Source organism: Azonexus sp. IMCC34842, from assembly GCF_050368855.1.
GTDB lineage: Bacteria > Pseudomonadota > Gammaproteobacteria > Burkholderiales > Rhodocyclaceae > Azonexus > Azonexus denitrificans_A.
In genome coordinates, this window is the sequence record NZ_CP178449.1 from 2,683,996 (window position 1) to 2,696,387 (window position 12,392).

Sequence of the window (12,392 nt, forward strand, 5' to 3'; positions counted from 1 at the left end):
CTCACAGCGAGAAGTAGGCCCGCGCAGCCGCGGCATCAGCCGCGATCTGCGCCTTGAGGGCATCGAAATTGGGAAAGCGTTGCTCGTCGCGTAGTTTATTGACGAAACGAACGGAAATGTGCGCGCCATAAATGTCGCGGTCGAAATCGAATAAATGTACTTCCAGCAGCGGCCGGGTACCGCCGACCGTCGGCCGGATACCGAGATTGGCCACGCCGGGCAGCGGCCCGTCGCCGAGGCCGCTCACTTCCACCGCGAAAACGCCGGCCATCGGCAACGGATTATGCTTGATGCGGATATTGGCCGTGGCAAAGCCCAGCTGACGCCCGATCTTGTCGCCATGCGCGACTTGGCCGTCGATGATGTAAGGCCGACCAAGCAGGTGCGCCGCATGCGCCATGTCACCGATCGCCAAAGCCCGCCGCACCCCGGAACTGGAAACGCGTTCGCCATCCAGCGTCACGCTCTGCATCGCTTCGACGGTGAAACCGAAGCGCTGCCCGGCCGCCTGCAACAATGCGAAATTCCCGGTCCGGCCGCGACCGAAACAGAAATCGTCGCCGATGATCAGATGTTTGACCTGCAAGCCGCGAACCAGCACCTGTTCGATGAACTGATCGGCCGTCAGCGCCGCGAAAGCTGCATTGAAGCGGCACACCATGCTCTGGCTGACGCCCAGGTCGGCCAGCAACTCCAGCTTTTCACGCAGCGTGGTCAGACGGGCCGGGGCAGACTCAGGGGCAAAGAACTCGCGCGGATGTGGTTCGAAAGTCAGCACGGTCGGTGCCAACTCGAGTCGCTTGGCTGAATTCACCAGCTGCCGGAGAAGGACGGCATGCCCGAGGTGAACGCCATCGAAATTACCAATGGCAAGCACAACTGGAGCAGGGACGGGACGCGAATGACCGCGAAATACGCGCATGAGCTAAGTGTCGGGAAAAACGTTGAATTATAACGGCCGAAGGCACTTACCGGAGCGGTGATGTTGGGATTGGCGGCTCCGGGCCGACATTGCTTCGCTATAATCGTTTTCCCCTTGATTCCCCCTCGACTCCGCTCCCGATGCTTGAACTGATCAGCCACGCCTTGAAAATATCGGGACATCGAGACGTCAAGGCAATCAACTCGACAAGATATTGTTGCACCGCAGCAATATCGGGCGTACAGTGGATCTGTCTCCTCCAATCCTTCTGGAATGGAATTAAGCCCGCCGCCGTGCGGGCTCTTTTTTACCCGAGGCCAGGCACGCGAACAAGGCCGCTGTCCGCGCATCCTGATTGATCCCACCTCCCGATGCGCGCCCTTGCCCTGCTCCTTCTCGTCTTCCCATGCCTTCCGGCCTGGGCGGATGAATGCGACCAGCTACCGCTACCAGCGGTAACGGTCAAACGGCTGGACGAGCCATTCACTCTCAGCACCAAGTACAGCTACAAGGCGCTGACAAATCTGGCGACAACCCTGACGCGGCCGGGCAATCAGGTTCTCGGACTGACCCGCGGCAACGCGATTGTCAGGTTTGCGATCGATACCCCGTCCCACATCGACCGAACCGGGCGATGGGAGTGCGCCAGCCCGCAACTCACCATGACCTTCGGTTTCATGCCAATGACCGTTCATGTCGCCAAGGAGTTTCCCGCCGGCAGCTGCGCCTACCGGGAAATTTACGACCACGAAATGCGCCACGTGCAAACCTATCAGGCGCATATCGCCGCGATCGAGAAAGAACTGACCGAGGCCTTGTCCCGCCGGTTCGCCACGGGCGCCCCCTGGCGCGGCCCGGCGGGCCAGACTAGGGACTATCTGCAGCGGGAACTGGATGAGCGCTGGATGCCCTATATCAAGCGGGCAATCGGCCGTGTCGAACTGGCCCAGGCGCTGATCGACACGCCCGAGGAATACGCCCGGGTTGCGGCAAGCTGCGACGGCGAGATCAGCAACCGAACGCGCTGAGTCTATCTACGCCTCGGAAAGCGGTTTGCCAGCTGAACAGATCGTTAATCGTCCGACCCGATGCGGCGATACTGCGTAATAACCTGGTCAGGACGCGCAGGCTAATTGGACAGGGCCGTGGCTTGGCATTTGTCGCAGACATCCCACGGCAGACACTGGCAGATACGCGTTGGCACGACGTAATCGCTGCCGACGATGACTTTACCGGCCGCCTGAAGTTTGTTGCCGGGGGGGCTCTTCGGCGGTTGTTCGCCGGCCCCCGAATGGACGTGCGGGCTTGGCGCCCAGCGCGAGAACGGTGCCATATCGGTTTTGTTCTCGACGTACCAAACTTTCCGAGCCGCATCCCATCTGGCCCCCAGTTTCTTTGCCTGGTCTTTATCGGCAAAGGGAACCTGCAAGTTCGTTCTCATTTCACTCCCCGATCAGGAATTCAGCACGGATGGCAACGACCAAAAACAAAAAAGGCCTCGAATAATCAAGGCCTTTTCGTATTTTGGTGCCCAGGAAGGGACTCGAACCCCCACGGAGTTACCCGCTAGTACCTGAAACTAGTGCGTCTACCAATTCCGCCACCTGGGCACAGGTGCTAAGGGCGCGCATTATAGAGAATCCTTGGGCTTTGTGCTGAATATTTTTTGAATACCGCCGCATCACCATTTTTCCGCTGCCGAATATGCCCGGCAACCAGCAGACAACTGACGATCAGCCGAGCTGAGCCAGCTTGGCTTTCGGCCCCGGCGGATGACGAAGGAAATATTGGCGAATACCCCGCACGATCGCGTCGGCGAGTTTTTCCTGATAGGCATCGTCGTTCAGGCGACGCTCTTCTTCCGGATTCGAAATAAAAGCGGTTTCGATCAGCGCCGAAGGAATATCCGGCGCCTTCAATACGGCAAAACCGGCCTGCTCAACATAGTTTTTGTGCAGCGTGTTGATCGCGCCCAGCTCGCCAAGCAGGTATTTGCCCAGTTTCAGACTGTCGTTGATGGTTGCAGTTTGCGAGAGGTCGAGCAGTGTCCGCGCCAGGAACAGATCCTTGCTGCCAAGATTCACCCCGCCAACCAGGTCGGCCTGATTTTCGCGCTGCGCCAGAAGCCGGGCCTGCGTACTCGAAGCGCCGCGTTCGGAAAGGACAAAGACCGATGAACCACGGGCATCCGGCTTGATCCAGGCATCGGCATGGATCGACAGGAAGAGATCGGACTGGACGCGCCGCGCCTTCTGGACACGCATTTGCAGCGGCACGAAGAAATCCGAATCGCGGGTCATCACCGCCCGCATGTTCGGCTCCGCATCAATGCGGGCCTTCAGGCGCTTGGCGACTTCCAGCGTGACATTCTTTTCCTGGGAGCCGCCCTGGCCGATTGCCCCGGGATCTTCGCCGCCATGGCCGGGATCGAGGGTAATGGTAACTAGTCGGTCGACAATGGGTTTGCCGGATTTTTTGCTGGTATGCACCTCGGGCGCTTCGGGTGTTTTTCCCGGCTTGGTTTCGACCACCTGCAAATCGGCATCGGCCTGCAGCGGCTCGACCGCATCCTTGCGACCTTCGAGCAAAGCCATCAACGGGTCGGGCGGATTGATCGGATAAACGTCGAGAACCAGACGATGGCCGTATTCGCCGGCCGGCGGCAACATGAAAACCTGCGGATTGACCTTGGTCTTCAGCTCCATGACCAGACGCACGACGCCCGGCTTGAAACGGCCGGCTCGCAGCAGCTTGATGTAAGGATCGTCAGTCGCCACCTTGCGGGCGAGGCTGTCGAGCACACTGTTGAATTCAACGCCCTCGATATCGACAACCAGCCGATCGGGATTCTCAACGATGAAATGGGTGTATTTGAGCGGAGCGTCATGCTCCAGCGTAACGCGCGTGTAATCAGCAGCGGGCCAGACGCGCACGGCGAGCACCGCCGGCAATTTGGCGGCAGCGCCGGCCAGCGGCGAAACAGAGAGGATCAGCGAGGCGCCGGCGTAGCGGAGAAGCTGCCGTCGTCCGAGGCTGAGACCAGCCCTTTTATGCATTGCGTCCCTTCCGGTGTATCTGCCACGGCCTCGAGGACACGCCCGAGACCTGCATGATGAAGGCGCAGCCGCAGGTCTGGCGGCGGAACGCAGCCATGAGCACGTTCCGGCCACTCGACCAAGCAGACCGCAGTCTTGCTGAAGTATTCGTCAAAGCCCGCATCGAGAAACTCCTCTGGCGACTCGAAACGATAAAAATCAAAGTGATATAAGTATAAGCTCGAAACTACGTAAACTTCAACCAGCGAATAGGTTGGGCTTTTGACCGGTCCGCCATGGCCGAGGGCACGTATCAAGGCGCGCACCAGGGTCGTTTTGCCGGCCCCCAGATCCCCCTCGAGAAAAATTACCAGCCCGGGCTGCAGCAAAGGCGCCAGCGCTTCACCCAGACGCTGGGTGGCAGTCTCGTCTGGCAACTGGAAAACGGCGGTAACATTGGGGCTGTGCACGATCAGGACTCCACTGTGAATTACGCAGCACTTAAGGAAAATATCCGCGAGGCTGGAAAGAAACTTGGCTTTGCTGCCGTTGGCGTGGCCCGCGCCGATCCCGGCCTGGCCGCCGAACACCTGCGGCAATGGCTGGCCGAGGGCTGCCACGGCGAGATGGATTATATGGCTCGACATGCTGAATTGCGCGCGGCGCCCGGCCTGTTGCATCCGGGAACGCTGACCGTGGTATCGGCGGCTGTGGACTATCTGCCGCATGGGAAAACCGTCGATCAGCCGGAACAGGCAGCTATTTCGCGCTACGCGCAAGGGCGGGATTACCACAAGGTCGTGCGCAATCGCCTGCAAAAGCTGGCGGACGCCATCACCACAATCATCGGCCCTTTCGGATACCGTGTCTTCTCCGATTCGGCACCGGTCATGGAAGTTGAATTCGCCAGCCAGGCCGGGCTTGGCTGGCGCGGCAAGCACACCCTGTTGCTGTCGAAGGAAGGCTCTTGGCGCTTTCTCGGCGAAATCTATACCGACCTGCCATTGCCGCCCGATGCACCGATCAAGGAACACTGTGGCAGTTGCACGGCGTGCCTGGGCGCCTGCCCGACCGGCGCCATCGTCGCTCCCTACAAGGTCGATGCCCGACGCTGCATCTCCTATCTGACCATCGAACTGGCCGGAGCCATCCCCGAGGAGTTCCGGCCACTGATCGGCAACCGGATTTATGGTTGCGACGATTGCCAGTTGTGCTGCCCGTGGAACCGTTTCGCGCAAATCGGCGCCGCAGAATTCGCGCCGCGCCATGGCCTGGATACCGCCAGCTTGAGCGAATTATTCGCCTGGAGCGAAGCCGAATTCGATGACCGTCTGGCCGGCAACCCGATCCGCCGTATCGGCCATGTGCGCTGGCTGAGAAATATTGCCGTAGCACTGGGCAACGGCCCCGCTACGCTCGCTGCCAAAAATGCACTGAACACAAGAAGCGACCACCCCTCGCCGCTGGTGCGCGAGCATGTCGCCTGGGCGCTGGCCCGTCTGAGCGCCGCCTAACTGGCGTCGTCCACCTGTGTTTGCCTGACCGGCAACCAGATACGGAAAGTCGTCCCCTTGCCAAGTTCACTCTCCACTTCGATCCGCCCGTTATGCTTGGCGACGATGTTGTAGGAGACCGACAGGCCAAGGCCGGTGCCCTTGCCGACCGGCTTGGTGGTAAAAAACGGATCGAAAATACGTTTCTGATGTTCCGGGGCGATACCGCTGCCCGTGTCGGAGATCGCCACCCACACCCAATCAGCTTCGGCACCGGTGGCGAGAGTCAGCGTGCCATGCTGCGCAATCGCCTGGGCGGCGTTGACCATCAGGTTGAGAAAAACCTGGTTGAGCTGCGATGGCAAGCACTGGATCTCCGGAATATCGCCATAGAGCTTGACTACATCAGCCTTGTGCTTGATTTCATTGGTCGCCACGCTAAGGGTGGTATCAAGGCAGGTATGCAGATTGGTCTGCTGCCACTCGAGCGAACTGTCCACCCGCGAGAAATCCCGCAGATCCTGCACGATGCGCTTGACCCGTTCCAGGCCATCCCGGCTTTCCTTGAACAGTGCGGCAATGTCTTCCTTGAGGAACTCGTAATCGATCCGTTGCCGGATCGCCGGCGCCTCGGCGGCATGTTCAGCACTGCCATAGGCGTCGATCAGCGAGAACAGGCTGTCGACGTAGCGCTCAAGCGCCCCGAAATTGGAATTGACGAAACCGACCGGATTGTTGATTTCGTGTGCCACGCCGGCCGCCAATTGGCCGATGGAAGCGAGTTTTTCCGCTTGCAGCAGCTGGTTCTGGGCTTCTTCGAGCTGGTCGATGAGGTGGCGCTGCGCTGCCTTTTCCTGCTCCAGCTCGGTGATGGCGCTGGTCAGCTGACGATGATAGAGCGCCGTATCGGTGTAATCGAAGAGGGTGATGCAGACTTGCTCGACCACCTGATCAGCGCCCTTCACCGGCAGAAAGGTACAGCTCTGCTGCATCGCATCGACACCGCCGGTGACCGGCCGGTTGTGATGAAAGCGGAAAAGATAAGGGCGCTGCTCCCAGGACGTGAACGCGTAATTCTTCAGCAGGAAAACGTTGCGAATCTTTTTTTCCAGCCAGACTTGCGGCAATTCTGGAAAACACTCGAACAGATTCCGGCCAATGACTTCCGCCGCACTACGGCCGCTGTGCATGACCATGAAGTTGTTCCAGAGCACCACCTGCATGTTCGGATCGACGACAAAGATGCCGACCTCCAGCCGGTCAACGACGAAATCGAGCAGGCCGGGCGTCGCTGCAGAACTCATCAGAGGGATTCCAGGAAGCGGTCAACCGCTACCGTCAGACTCCGGATTTCTTCTTCCGGCATCAGAATCACCAGATGGCAGGCGAAACAACGCTTTTCGAGACGGAAATTCACCTCCACCAGCAGTGCGGTGGTCCACGGCACCGGCTTGCCCTGCAACAACTGCTCAAGCGGCACCGCATCGGCCATCAGCGAAGGTGCCGAGAAGCCGATGCTCAACTGCAGCTGCTCGGCGATACCGCCGAGGCAGGCCCCGACCAGAATGTTGCTGACGTCGAGCAGCAATTCGATTTCAGCGGCATGATCGAGATCGTGCTCGTAGCCCATCAGGTCGGCCAGATCGTTGCAGCGATGCTGCCCGAAAATAACCAGCGCTTCGCCACGCATGCCGCTATGAAAGGCCTGGCGCACGGTGGAAACCGTCGCCTCGCCGATCGTCCAGGCAAGCGCCGTCGGCACCTCTTCGGGCGGCACGATGAGAATGCGGGGAATCGACAACTGGACGAATTCGCCGAGCACCTGGGCAATCGTCGAACCGGCCTGGCCCATGCCGATATTGGCGATTTCCTGCAGGGCCTCCTTCTGGTCTTCGGTCAACATCAGTTCTCTCTCGGCGGTCATGTCAGACAACGATCCCGTACTGGCGGAGAACAGCTTCTATCTTGGTCGCATCGACCGGTTTCCTGACAAAGGCGATCGCTCCCATGGCCAGCACGCGATCGACTGCCGCTGGCTGAATGTCGGCCGAAACGACGATGACCAGACAGTTCATGTCCTCGCGCCGCAGGGTTTCAAGCACCTGGTACCCATCGATGTCCGGCATCGTCAGATCGAGGAACATGACTTCCACTTTGCCGGCCCGGTAGGCAGCCAGCGCTTCGGCGCCACCGGTGGCCTGGGTGATCTCGATATCCCAGTCGGCAGGCAACGCGCGAATGAGCATCTTGCGGGCAATCGGCGAGTCATCGACGACGAGAACGGAAACCGACATTATTTCTTCCAATCATCAAGACCGGCCGTATCGCCCGAAAAGCAGATCAATGGCCGCCCAGCATTGCTACAGCAGGGGTTCAACAAAGAACCTCGGCCACTATGGTTCAACCTGTTGCCACCGGCCGGGCTGAGTCGGCGCACCATTCGCTCCACGAACCGGCATAGAGCCGGGAACCGGGTAGCCCGGCAATTTCCATGGCCAGCAGATTGTGGCAGGCGGAAACCCCCGAGCCACACTGATGGACAACCTGCTCCGATGGGGAACCGGCGAGCACCGCCAGCCACTCGGCCCGCAGCTGGGCGGCCGGTTTGTAACGCCCGTCGGCCTGCAGGTTGTCGCGGAAGAACCGGTTAACCGCCCCCGGAATATGGCCACCGACACGGTCGATGGTCTCGTTCTCGCCGCGGAAACGATCCGGACTACGGGCATCGACCAGATGCATCCGCGAAGTCGCCAGAAAAGCCTGCACGTAACCGGCATCGACCATCCAGTCGCGTACTTCGGGCACGAAGGAAGCCGGGCGCAGCGTCGGCGTTTGGCGATCAAGCGCCCCACCGGCCGCCAGCCAGGCTTGCAGCCCGCCGTCGAGCAGCGCCACCCGGTCATGGCCGAGCCAGCGCAACAACCACCACAAACGGCCGGCGATCATGCCCTGGGCGTCGTCATACACCACCACCTGCGTCGCCCCGCCGATGCCGATCTCGCCCAGACGGGCCGCCAGATCGACCGGCGACGGCAGCGGATGACGACCGTTGCTGCCGGTCATCGGCCCCGAAAGGTCGCGGTCGCAGTGCAGGAAGACGGCGCCGGGAATATGCCCCTCGGCGTAGGCCCGTTCGCCATAGCCGGTATCGGCCAATTGATGACGCACGTCAACGACCAGCCAATCCGGATCACCGAGGTGAGCCTGCAGCGTCGCCGGATCGACCAGCGTTGGATAACTTACACTTCCGGCGCTAGCCATAGCTTGGCCTCCTCGACATTGGCGAACACTTCGACATCGGCATTGACAAAGGTCTGCGACAGCCAGGCACTCCAGGTCACCCACTGGCTGTCGGTAACCACGGCGATACGCTTGAAGTCGTTGGCGTGGGCACGGGAGAACTTGATCTCTTCCCAAGCGACGTCGATGGTCAGATCGGCCATCTGGCTGAGGTCGAAAAGCAGGTCAACCGGTCCCTCGAACTTGACCTTGAAATTGACGACTTCTTCAAATTCCTTGTAGTCAGCCAGCGTGAATTCACCGAATACGGAGATGCTGACGCGACTGGGTTGGTGGTCGATAACAATCATATTTTTGACTCCTTTGTTAATTATATCATTTTAATAAAGTTCAATCCTGTTCCACCGGGCTACCGCGCGAAAAATGCGTTGCCGCGATTCCGGACAGGATGATCAGCCCAATTGCCAGCCAGGCCGACGCATCGAGCACTTCGCCCCAGAATAACGCGCCGAACAGGCTGGAAAAAATTACCGTACTGTAGGCCAGCGCTGCCGACATCAGGGTTTTACCACGCGTATAGGCGCGGGTCATGGCCAGTTGGGCAACTGTGGCAAAACCCGCGACGCCGAGCAATAACAACCCGCTGCGCAGGTCGATGGCATGCAGTTCGGTGAACAGTAGCCAGACGCCGGCGCAAACGGAAGAAACCAGTGAAAAATAAAACACCGTGCGCATTTCCGATTCGCCCCGCGCCCCGAGCTCACGCACGCTGAAATAGGCCATCCCGGCCATTACGCCGGAGCCGAGACCGATCAGCCCGCCGAGCAGTTGCTCGACGTGCAGGCTGGGCTTGAGCAGCAGGGCAACGCCCAGCAGACCGACGAGCAAGGCGCCGAACATGCTGAAGCGCAGCCGGGTCCCGGCCAGCGCCAGGTAAATGGCGAGAAAAATTGCCGACGTATAATTCAGGGTCACCGCCGTCGCCAGCGGCAACAAGGTGATGGCGTAGAAGTAGGTGACGAGCGCCACGAAGCCGACCGCGCCGCGGCTGATCTGCCAGCGCCAGTGCGCCGTCTTCAGCGACACGCCATGCCAGCGCACCAGACCGAACATCAGGATCAGCGAGATGAAACTGCGATAGAAGGTGATTTCAACTGCCGAATGCGTCGCCGCTGCATACTTGACGCAGACGCCCATGCAGGCGAACAGGAAGCTGGCGGCGATCATCCACAAGGATTGCATGGCGGCTCAAATAGAAAAAAGGCGCCGGATTCTAACCCGACGCCCTGTTGTGAAGCTGCACGCCCTTAGCGTACCTCGATGTGTTGCTGCATGATCCGGCGATAGAACTCGTGGAAGTGCTGCATGCCGTCTTCCATCGGACTCTGATACGGCCCGACCTCGTTGCGCCCTTCCTTCATCAGCGCGTAGCGGCCGCGATCCATGCGTTCACCGATGTCGTCGTCCTCGATGGCGGTTTCCATATAGGCGGCGCGCTCGGCTTCAATGAAGTCGCGCTCGAAATCGACGATTTCTTCCGGGTAGTAGAACTCGACGACATTCAGCGTCTTGTTTACCCCTTGCGGGATCACCGTCGACACGACCAGCACGTGCGGGTACCACTCGACCATGATGTTCGGGAAGTAAGTCAGCCAGATGGCGCCATGCTCGGGCGTCTTGCCTTCCGACCCGTAGATGTCACGAACCGCCTTCTGCCAGCGCTCATAGACCTTGGAGCCGGATTTCTGCAACGAAGTGATGCCGACCCGCTGAACCGAATACCAGTCGCCGAATTGCCAGGTCAGATCGTCACAGGTGACGAAATTGCCAAGGCCGGGATGGTAGGGCGCGACGTGGTAGTCCTCCAGATAGACCTCGATGAAAGTCTTCCAGTTGTAGTTGCACTCGTGCATCTCGACGTGGTCGAGCTTGTAGCCCGTGAAATCGAGCTGGCTGCCGACACTCATTCCGGCCAGGTCGGCATTGGCCGAACGCGGTCCCTTGAAGAGCAGGCCGTTCCAGTTTTCCAACTTCGCCTTGTTGAGATTCAGGCAGGGATTCTGCGGAAAGTGCGGCGCCCCGATCAGTTGGCCACCGGTATCGTAAGTCCACCGGTGAATCGGACAGACGATATTGCCCTCCAACTTTCCGGAACCCTGCAACATGATCGCCTGACGATGCCGACAGACATTGGACATCTGCCAGACACCGGCGTGCTCGCCCGCAGTGCCGCCATTGAGCAGCATCTGGCCGTGATCCTTCCACTCCAGCGAACGGTAATCGCCCGCTTCTGGCACCATCAACTGATGACCGACATAACCCGGACCGGCATCGAAGATGAGCTTTTTCTCCAGCTCAAAAATCTTTTCGTCGAAATACCAGTCCACCGGCAGTTGGGAAACTGCCGGGGCCAAACGGGACAAGGTCGCCACGTCGGACATTCCGTGCCTCCAGCGGGTTAAAAGAGCGGATTTTACCCTCCCCGCGATTTGACCTGAAGCCCCTTGATGGAGTATTTTCGCGTGTTTCCCAGAATCCCGACCACATGGATCACCCCCCCATCGCCGACATGAAATTCGAGACGGCCCTTGGCGAACTGGAAAGCATCGTCCAGAGCATGGAAGGCGGCAAGCTCGAACTCGAAGATTCCATTGCCGCCTATCGCCGCGGCATGGAACTGATGCAGCACTGTCAGGCACAACTGACTGATGCCGAAGAGCAGATCCGCGTTCTCGAAAACGGGCAGTTCAAGGATGTCGACCGCGCCCTGAAAGAGATCCCCTTAGGGGGCAATACCCTGGAGACACCGTGAGCGCAATTCCATTCGCCGACTGGATGGCGGCCACGCAAGCCCGCGTTGAAACCGCCCTGGCCGGTCACCTGCCGGGCGCCGAGTGCATCCCCGCCTGCCTCCACGACGCAATGCGTTATGCCGCACTCGGTGGCGGCAAACGCGTCCGCCCGCTGCTCGCCTTCGCGGCCGGCGAACTGACCGGTGCCGCGCCGGAAAAACTCGACCTTGTCGCCTGTGCCGTCGAACTGATCCACGCCTATTCGCTGGTCCATGACGACCTGCCCTGCATGGACGATGACGTGTTGCGCCGCGGCCGGCCGACCTGCCATATTGAATACGACGAGCCGACCGCCCTGCTGGTCGGCGACAGCCTGCAAACCCTCGCCTTCGAACTGCTCGCCAGCCAACCGATCGGCGAACCGGCCGGCCAGCTGGAAATGATCGCCCTGCTCGCCCACGCCAGCGGCTCGCGCGGCATGGCCGGCGGCCAGGCCATCGACCTCGCCTCGGTCGGCACGGCGCTTGACCAGCCTGAACTGGAACTGATGCACGCGCTGAAAACCGGCGCCCTGATCCGTGCCTCCGTCCTGCTCGGCGCGCTCGCCGGCCAGCCGCTCTCGGCTGCGGAGCGGCTGAATCTCGACCGCTTCGCCAAACGGGCCGGCCTGCTCTTCCAGGTCGTCGACGACATTCTCGACTGCACGGCGAGTACCGCCACGCTCGGCAAGACGGCCGGCAAGGACGAAGCCGCCGCCAAGCCAACCTACGTCAGCCTGCTCGGCCTCGAAAATGCCCGCGCCTACGCCGACGAATTGCGCTCCGACGCACTCGCCGCCTTGTCGATTTTCGGCGAACGCGCCTCCCGCCTGACCGAACTGGCCGACTTCATCTGCCACCGGCAATTCTGA

At 60.2% G+C, this 12,392-nt stretch carries 15 protein-coding genes and 1 tRNA gene; 4 read left to right on the forward strand and 12 right to left on the reverse strand.

Annotation, left to right across the window (positions count from 1 at the left end; genetic code table 11):
- Position 1 precedes the first annotated feature (1 nt).
- Complete coding sequence (locus tag ACLIKD_RS12720) at positions 2–922, reverse strand: bifunctional riboflavin kinase/FAD synthetase (protein ID WP_428825359.1); 921 nt, start codon at positions 920–922, stop codon at positions 2–4.
- A 371-nt stretch (positions 923–1,293) separates the two neighbouring features.
- On the opposite strand from ACLIKD_RS12720, the gene ACLIKD_RS12725 reads away from it, so the two are divergent.
- On the forward strand, positions 1,294–1,950 hold the full coding sequence (locus ACLIKD_RS12725) for a hypothetical protein (RefSeq protein ID WP_428825360.1): 657 nt from the start codon (positions 1,294–1,296) through the stop codon (positions 1,948–1,950).
- A 101-nt stretch (positions 1,951–2,051) separates the two neighbouring features.
- Here ACLIKD_RS12725 and ACLIKD_RS12730 read toward each other — a convergent pair whose 3' ends face one another.
- The 4 genes from ACLIKD_RS12730 to tsaE form a co-directional block, all read right to left on the reverse strand.
- A complete protein-coding gene (locus tag ACLIKD_RS12730) occupies positions 2,052–2,363 on the reverse strand; it encodes a DUF5710 domain-containing protein (protein ID WP_428825361.1) in 312 nt (103 codons plus the stop codon).
- An 84-nt stretch (positions 2,364–2,447) separates the two neighbouring features.
- A tRNA-Leu gene (locus ACLIKD_RS12735) sits at positions 2,448–2,532 on the reverse strand.
- A 123-nt stretch (positions 2,533–2,655) separates the two neighbouring features.
- The gene (locus ACLIKD_RS12740; protein WP_428825362.1) at positions 2,656–3,978 is read right to left on the reverse strand and encodes an N-acetylmuramoyl-L-alanine amidase; all 1,323 of its coding nucleotides are present in this window, start codon (positions 3,976–3,978) and stop codon (positions 2,656–2,658) included.
- Complete coding sequence (gene tsaE, locus ACLIKD_RS12745; protein WP_428825363.1) at positions 3,912–4,427, reverse strand: tRNA (adenosine(37)-N6)-threonylcarbamoyltransferase complex ATPase subunit type 1 TsaE; 516 nt, start codon at positions 4,425–4,427, stop codon at positions 3,912–3,914. Before tsaE ends, ACLIKD_RS12740 begins: the two co-directional genes overlap by 67 nt.
- Here tsaE and queG point away from each other — a divergent pair.
- Entirely contained in the window at positions 4,422–5,471 is a 1,050-nt protein-coding gene (queG, locus tag ACLIKD_RS12750; RefSeq protein ID WP_428825364.1) for a tRNA epoxyqueuosine(34) reductase QueG, read from the forward strand. The two genes, tsaE and queG, sit on opposite strands and share 6 nt — an antisense overlap.
- Here the strand turns inward: queG and ACLIKD_RS12755 are convergent.
- The 7 genes from ACLIKD_RS12755 to ACLIKD_RS12785 form a co-directional block, all read right to left on the reverse strand.
- Positions 5,468–6,754 (reverse strand): ATP-binding protein, encoded by a 1,287-nt coding sequence (locus tag ACLIKD_RS12755; RefSeq protein ID WP_428825365.1) that lies wholly within the window; start codon positions 6,752–6,754, stop codon positions 5,468–5,470. The genes queG and ACLIKD_RS12755 overlap by 4 nt on opposite strands.
- Positions 6,754–7,374 carry a hypothetical protein gene (locus ACLIKD_RS12760; protein WP_428825366.1) on the reverse strand — a complete coding sequence of 207 codons (621 nt, stop codon included), beginning with the start codon at positions 7,372–7,374 and terminating at the stop codon, positions 6,754–6,756. The genes ACLIKD_RS12755 and ACLIKD_RS12760 overlap by 1 nt, the downstream gene beginning before the upstream one ends.
- 1 nt (position 7,375) lies before the next feature.
- Positions 7,376–7,744: a response regulator gene (locus ACLIKD_RS12765; protein ID WP_428825367.1), complete on the reverse strand. Its 369-nt coding sequence runs from the start codon at positions 7,742–7,744 to the stop codon at positions 7,376–7,378.
- Between the two features lie 106 nt (positions 7,745–7,850).
- The gene (locus tag ACLIKD_RS12770; protein WP_428825368.1) at positions 7,851–8,711 is read right to left on the reverse strand and encodes a sulfurtransferase; all 861 of its coding nucleotides are present in this window, start codon (positions 8,709–8,711) and stop codon (positions 7,851–7,853) included.
- Positions 8,690–9,040: an STAS/SEC14 domain-containing protein gene (locus ACLIKD_RS12775; RefSeq protein WP_226416585.1), complete on the reverse strand. Its 351-nt coding sequence runs from the start codon at positions 9,038–9,040 to the stop codon at positions 8,690–8,692. The genes ACLIKD_RS12770 and ACLIKD_RS12775 overlap by 22 nt, the downstream gene beginning before the upstream one ends.
- A 40-nt stretch (positions 9,041–9,080) precedes the next feature.
- Positions 9,081–9,932: a DMT family transporter gene (locus ACLIKD_RS12780; RefSeq protein ID WP_226416586.1), complete on the reverse strand. Its 852-nt coding sequence runs from the start codon at positions 9,930–9,932 to the stop codon at positions 9,081–9,083.
- A gap of 65 nt (positions 9,933–9,997) precedes the next feature.
- A complete protein-coding gene (locus ACLIKD_RS12785) occupies positions 9,998–11,131 on the reverse strand; it encodes an aromatic ring-hydroxylating oxygenase subunit alpha (RefSeq protein ID WP_428825369.1) in 1,134 nt (377 codons plus the stop codon).
- Positions 11,132–11,235: 104 nt separating this feature from the next.
- Between ACLIKD_RS12785 and xseB the strand changes: the two genes are divergently transcribed.
- Positions 11,236–11,502 (forward strand): exodeoxyribonuclease VII small subunit, encoded by a 267-nt coding sequence (xseB, locus tag ACLIKD_RS12790; RefSeq protein WP_428825370.1) that lies wholly within the window; start codon positions 11,236–11,238, stop codon positions 11,500–11,502.
- Positions 11,499–12,392 (forward strand): polyprenyl synthetase family protein, encoded by an 894-nt coding sequence (locus tag ACLIKD_RS12795; protein ID WP_428825371.1) that lies wholly within the window; start codon positions 11,499–11,501, stop codon positions 12,390–12,392. The genes xseB and ACLIKD_RS12795 overlap by 4 nt, the downstream gene beginning before the upstream one ends.

What these genes read in the sequence shown, in the direction of transcription:
- ACLIKD_RS12720 (WP_428825359.1), bottom strand. Translation starts at nt 922, where the DNA reads ATGCGCGTATTTCGCGGTCATTCGCGTCCCGTCCCTGCTCCAGTTGTG.
- ACLIKD_RS12725 (WP_428825360.1), top strand. Translation starts at nt 1,294, where the DNA reads ATGCGCGCCCTTGCCCTGCTCCTTCTCGTCTTCCCATGCCTTCCGGCC.
- ACLIKD_RS12730 (WP_428825361.1), bottom strand. Translation starts at nt 2,363, where the DNA reads ATGAGAACGAACTTGCAGGTTCCCTTTGCCGATAAAGACCAGGCAAAG.
- ACLIKD_RS12740 (WP_428825362.1), bottom strand. Translation starts at nt 3,978, where the DNA reads ATGCATAAAAGGGCTGGTCTCAGCCTCGGACGACGGCAGCTTCTCCGC.
- ACLIKD_RS12755 (WP_428825365.1), bottom strand. Translation starts at nt 6,754, where the DNA reads ATGAGTTCTGCAGCGACGCCCGGCCTGCTCGATTTCGTCGTTGACCGG.
- ACLIKD_RS12760 (WP_428825366.1), bottom strand. Translation starts at nt 7,374, where the DNA reads ATGACCGCCGAGAGAGAACTGATGTTGACCGAAGACCAGAAGGAGGCC.
- ACLIKD_RS12765 (WP_428825367.1), bottom strand. Translation starts at nt 7,744, where the DNA reads ATGTCGGTTTCCGTTCTCGTCGTCGATGACTCGCCGATTGCCCGCAAG.
- ACLIKD_RS12770 (WP_428825368.1), bottom strand. Translation starts at nt 8,711, where the DNA reads ATGGCTAGCGCCGGAAGTGTAAGTTATCCAACGCTGGTCGATCCGGCG.
- ACLIKD_RS12775 (WP_226416585.1), bottom strand. Translation starts at nt 9,040, where the DNA reads ATGATTGTTATCGACCACCAACCCAGTCGCGTCAGCATCTCCGTATTC.
- ACLIKD_RS12780 (WP_226416586.1), bottom strand. Translation starts at nt 9,932, where the DNA reads ATGCAATCCTTGTGGATGATCGCCGCCAGCTTCCTGTTCGCCTGCATG.
- ACLIKD_RS12785 (WP_428825369.1), bottom strand. Translation starts at nt 11,131, where the DNA reads ATGTCCGACGTGGCGACCTTGTCCCGTTTGGCCCCGGCAGTTTCCCAA.
- xseB (WP_428825370.1), top strand. Translation starts at nt 11,236, where the DNA reads ATGGATCACCCCCCCATCGCCGACATGAAATTCGAGACGGCCCTTGGC.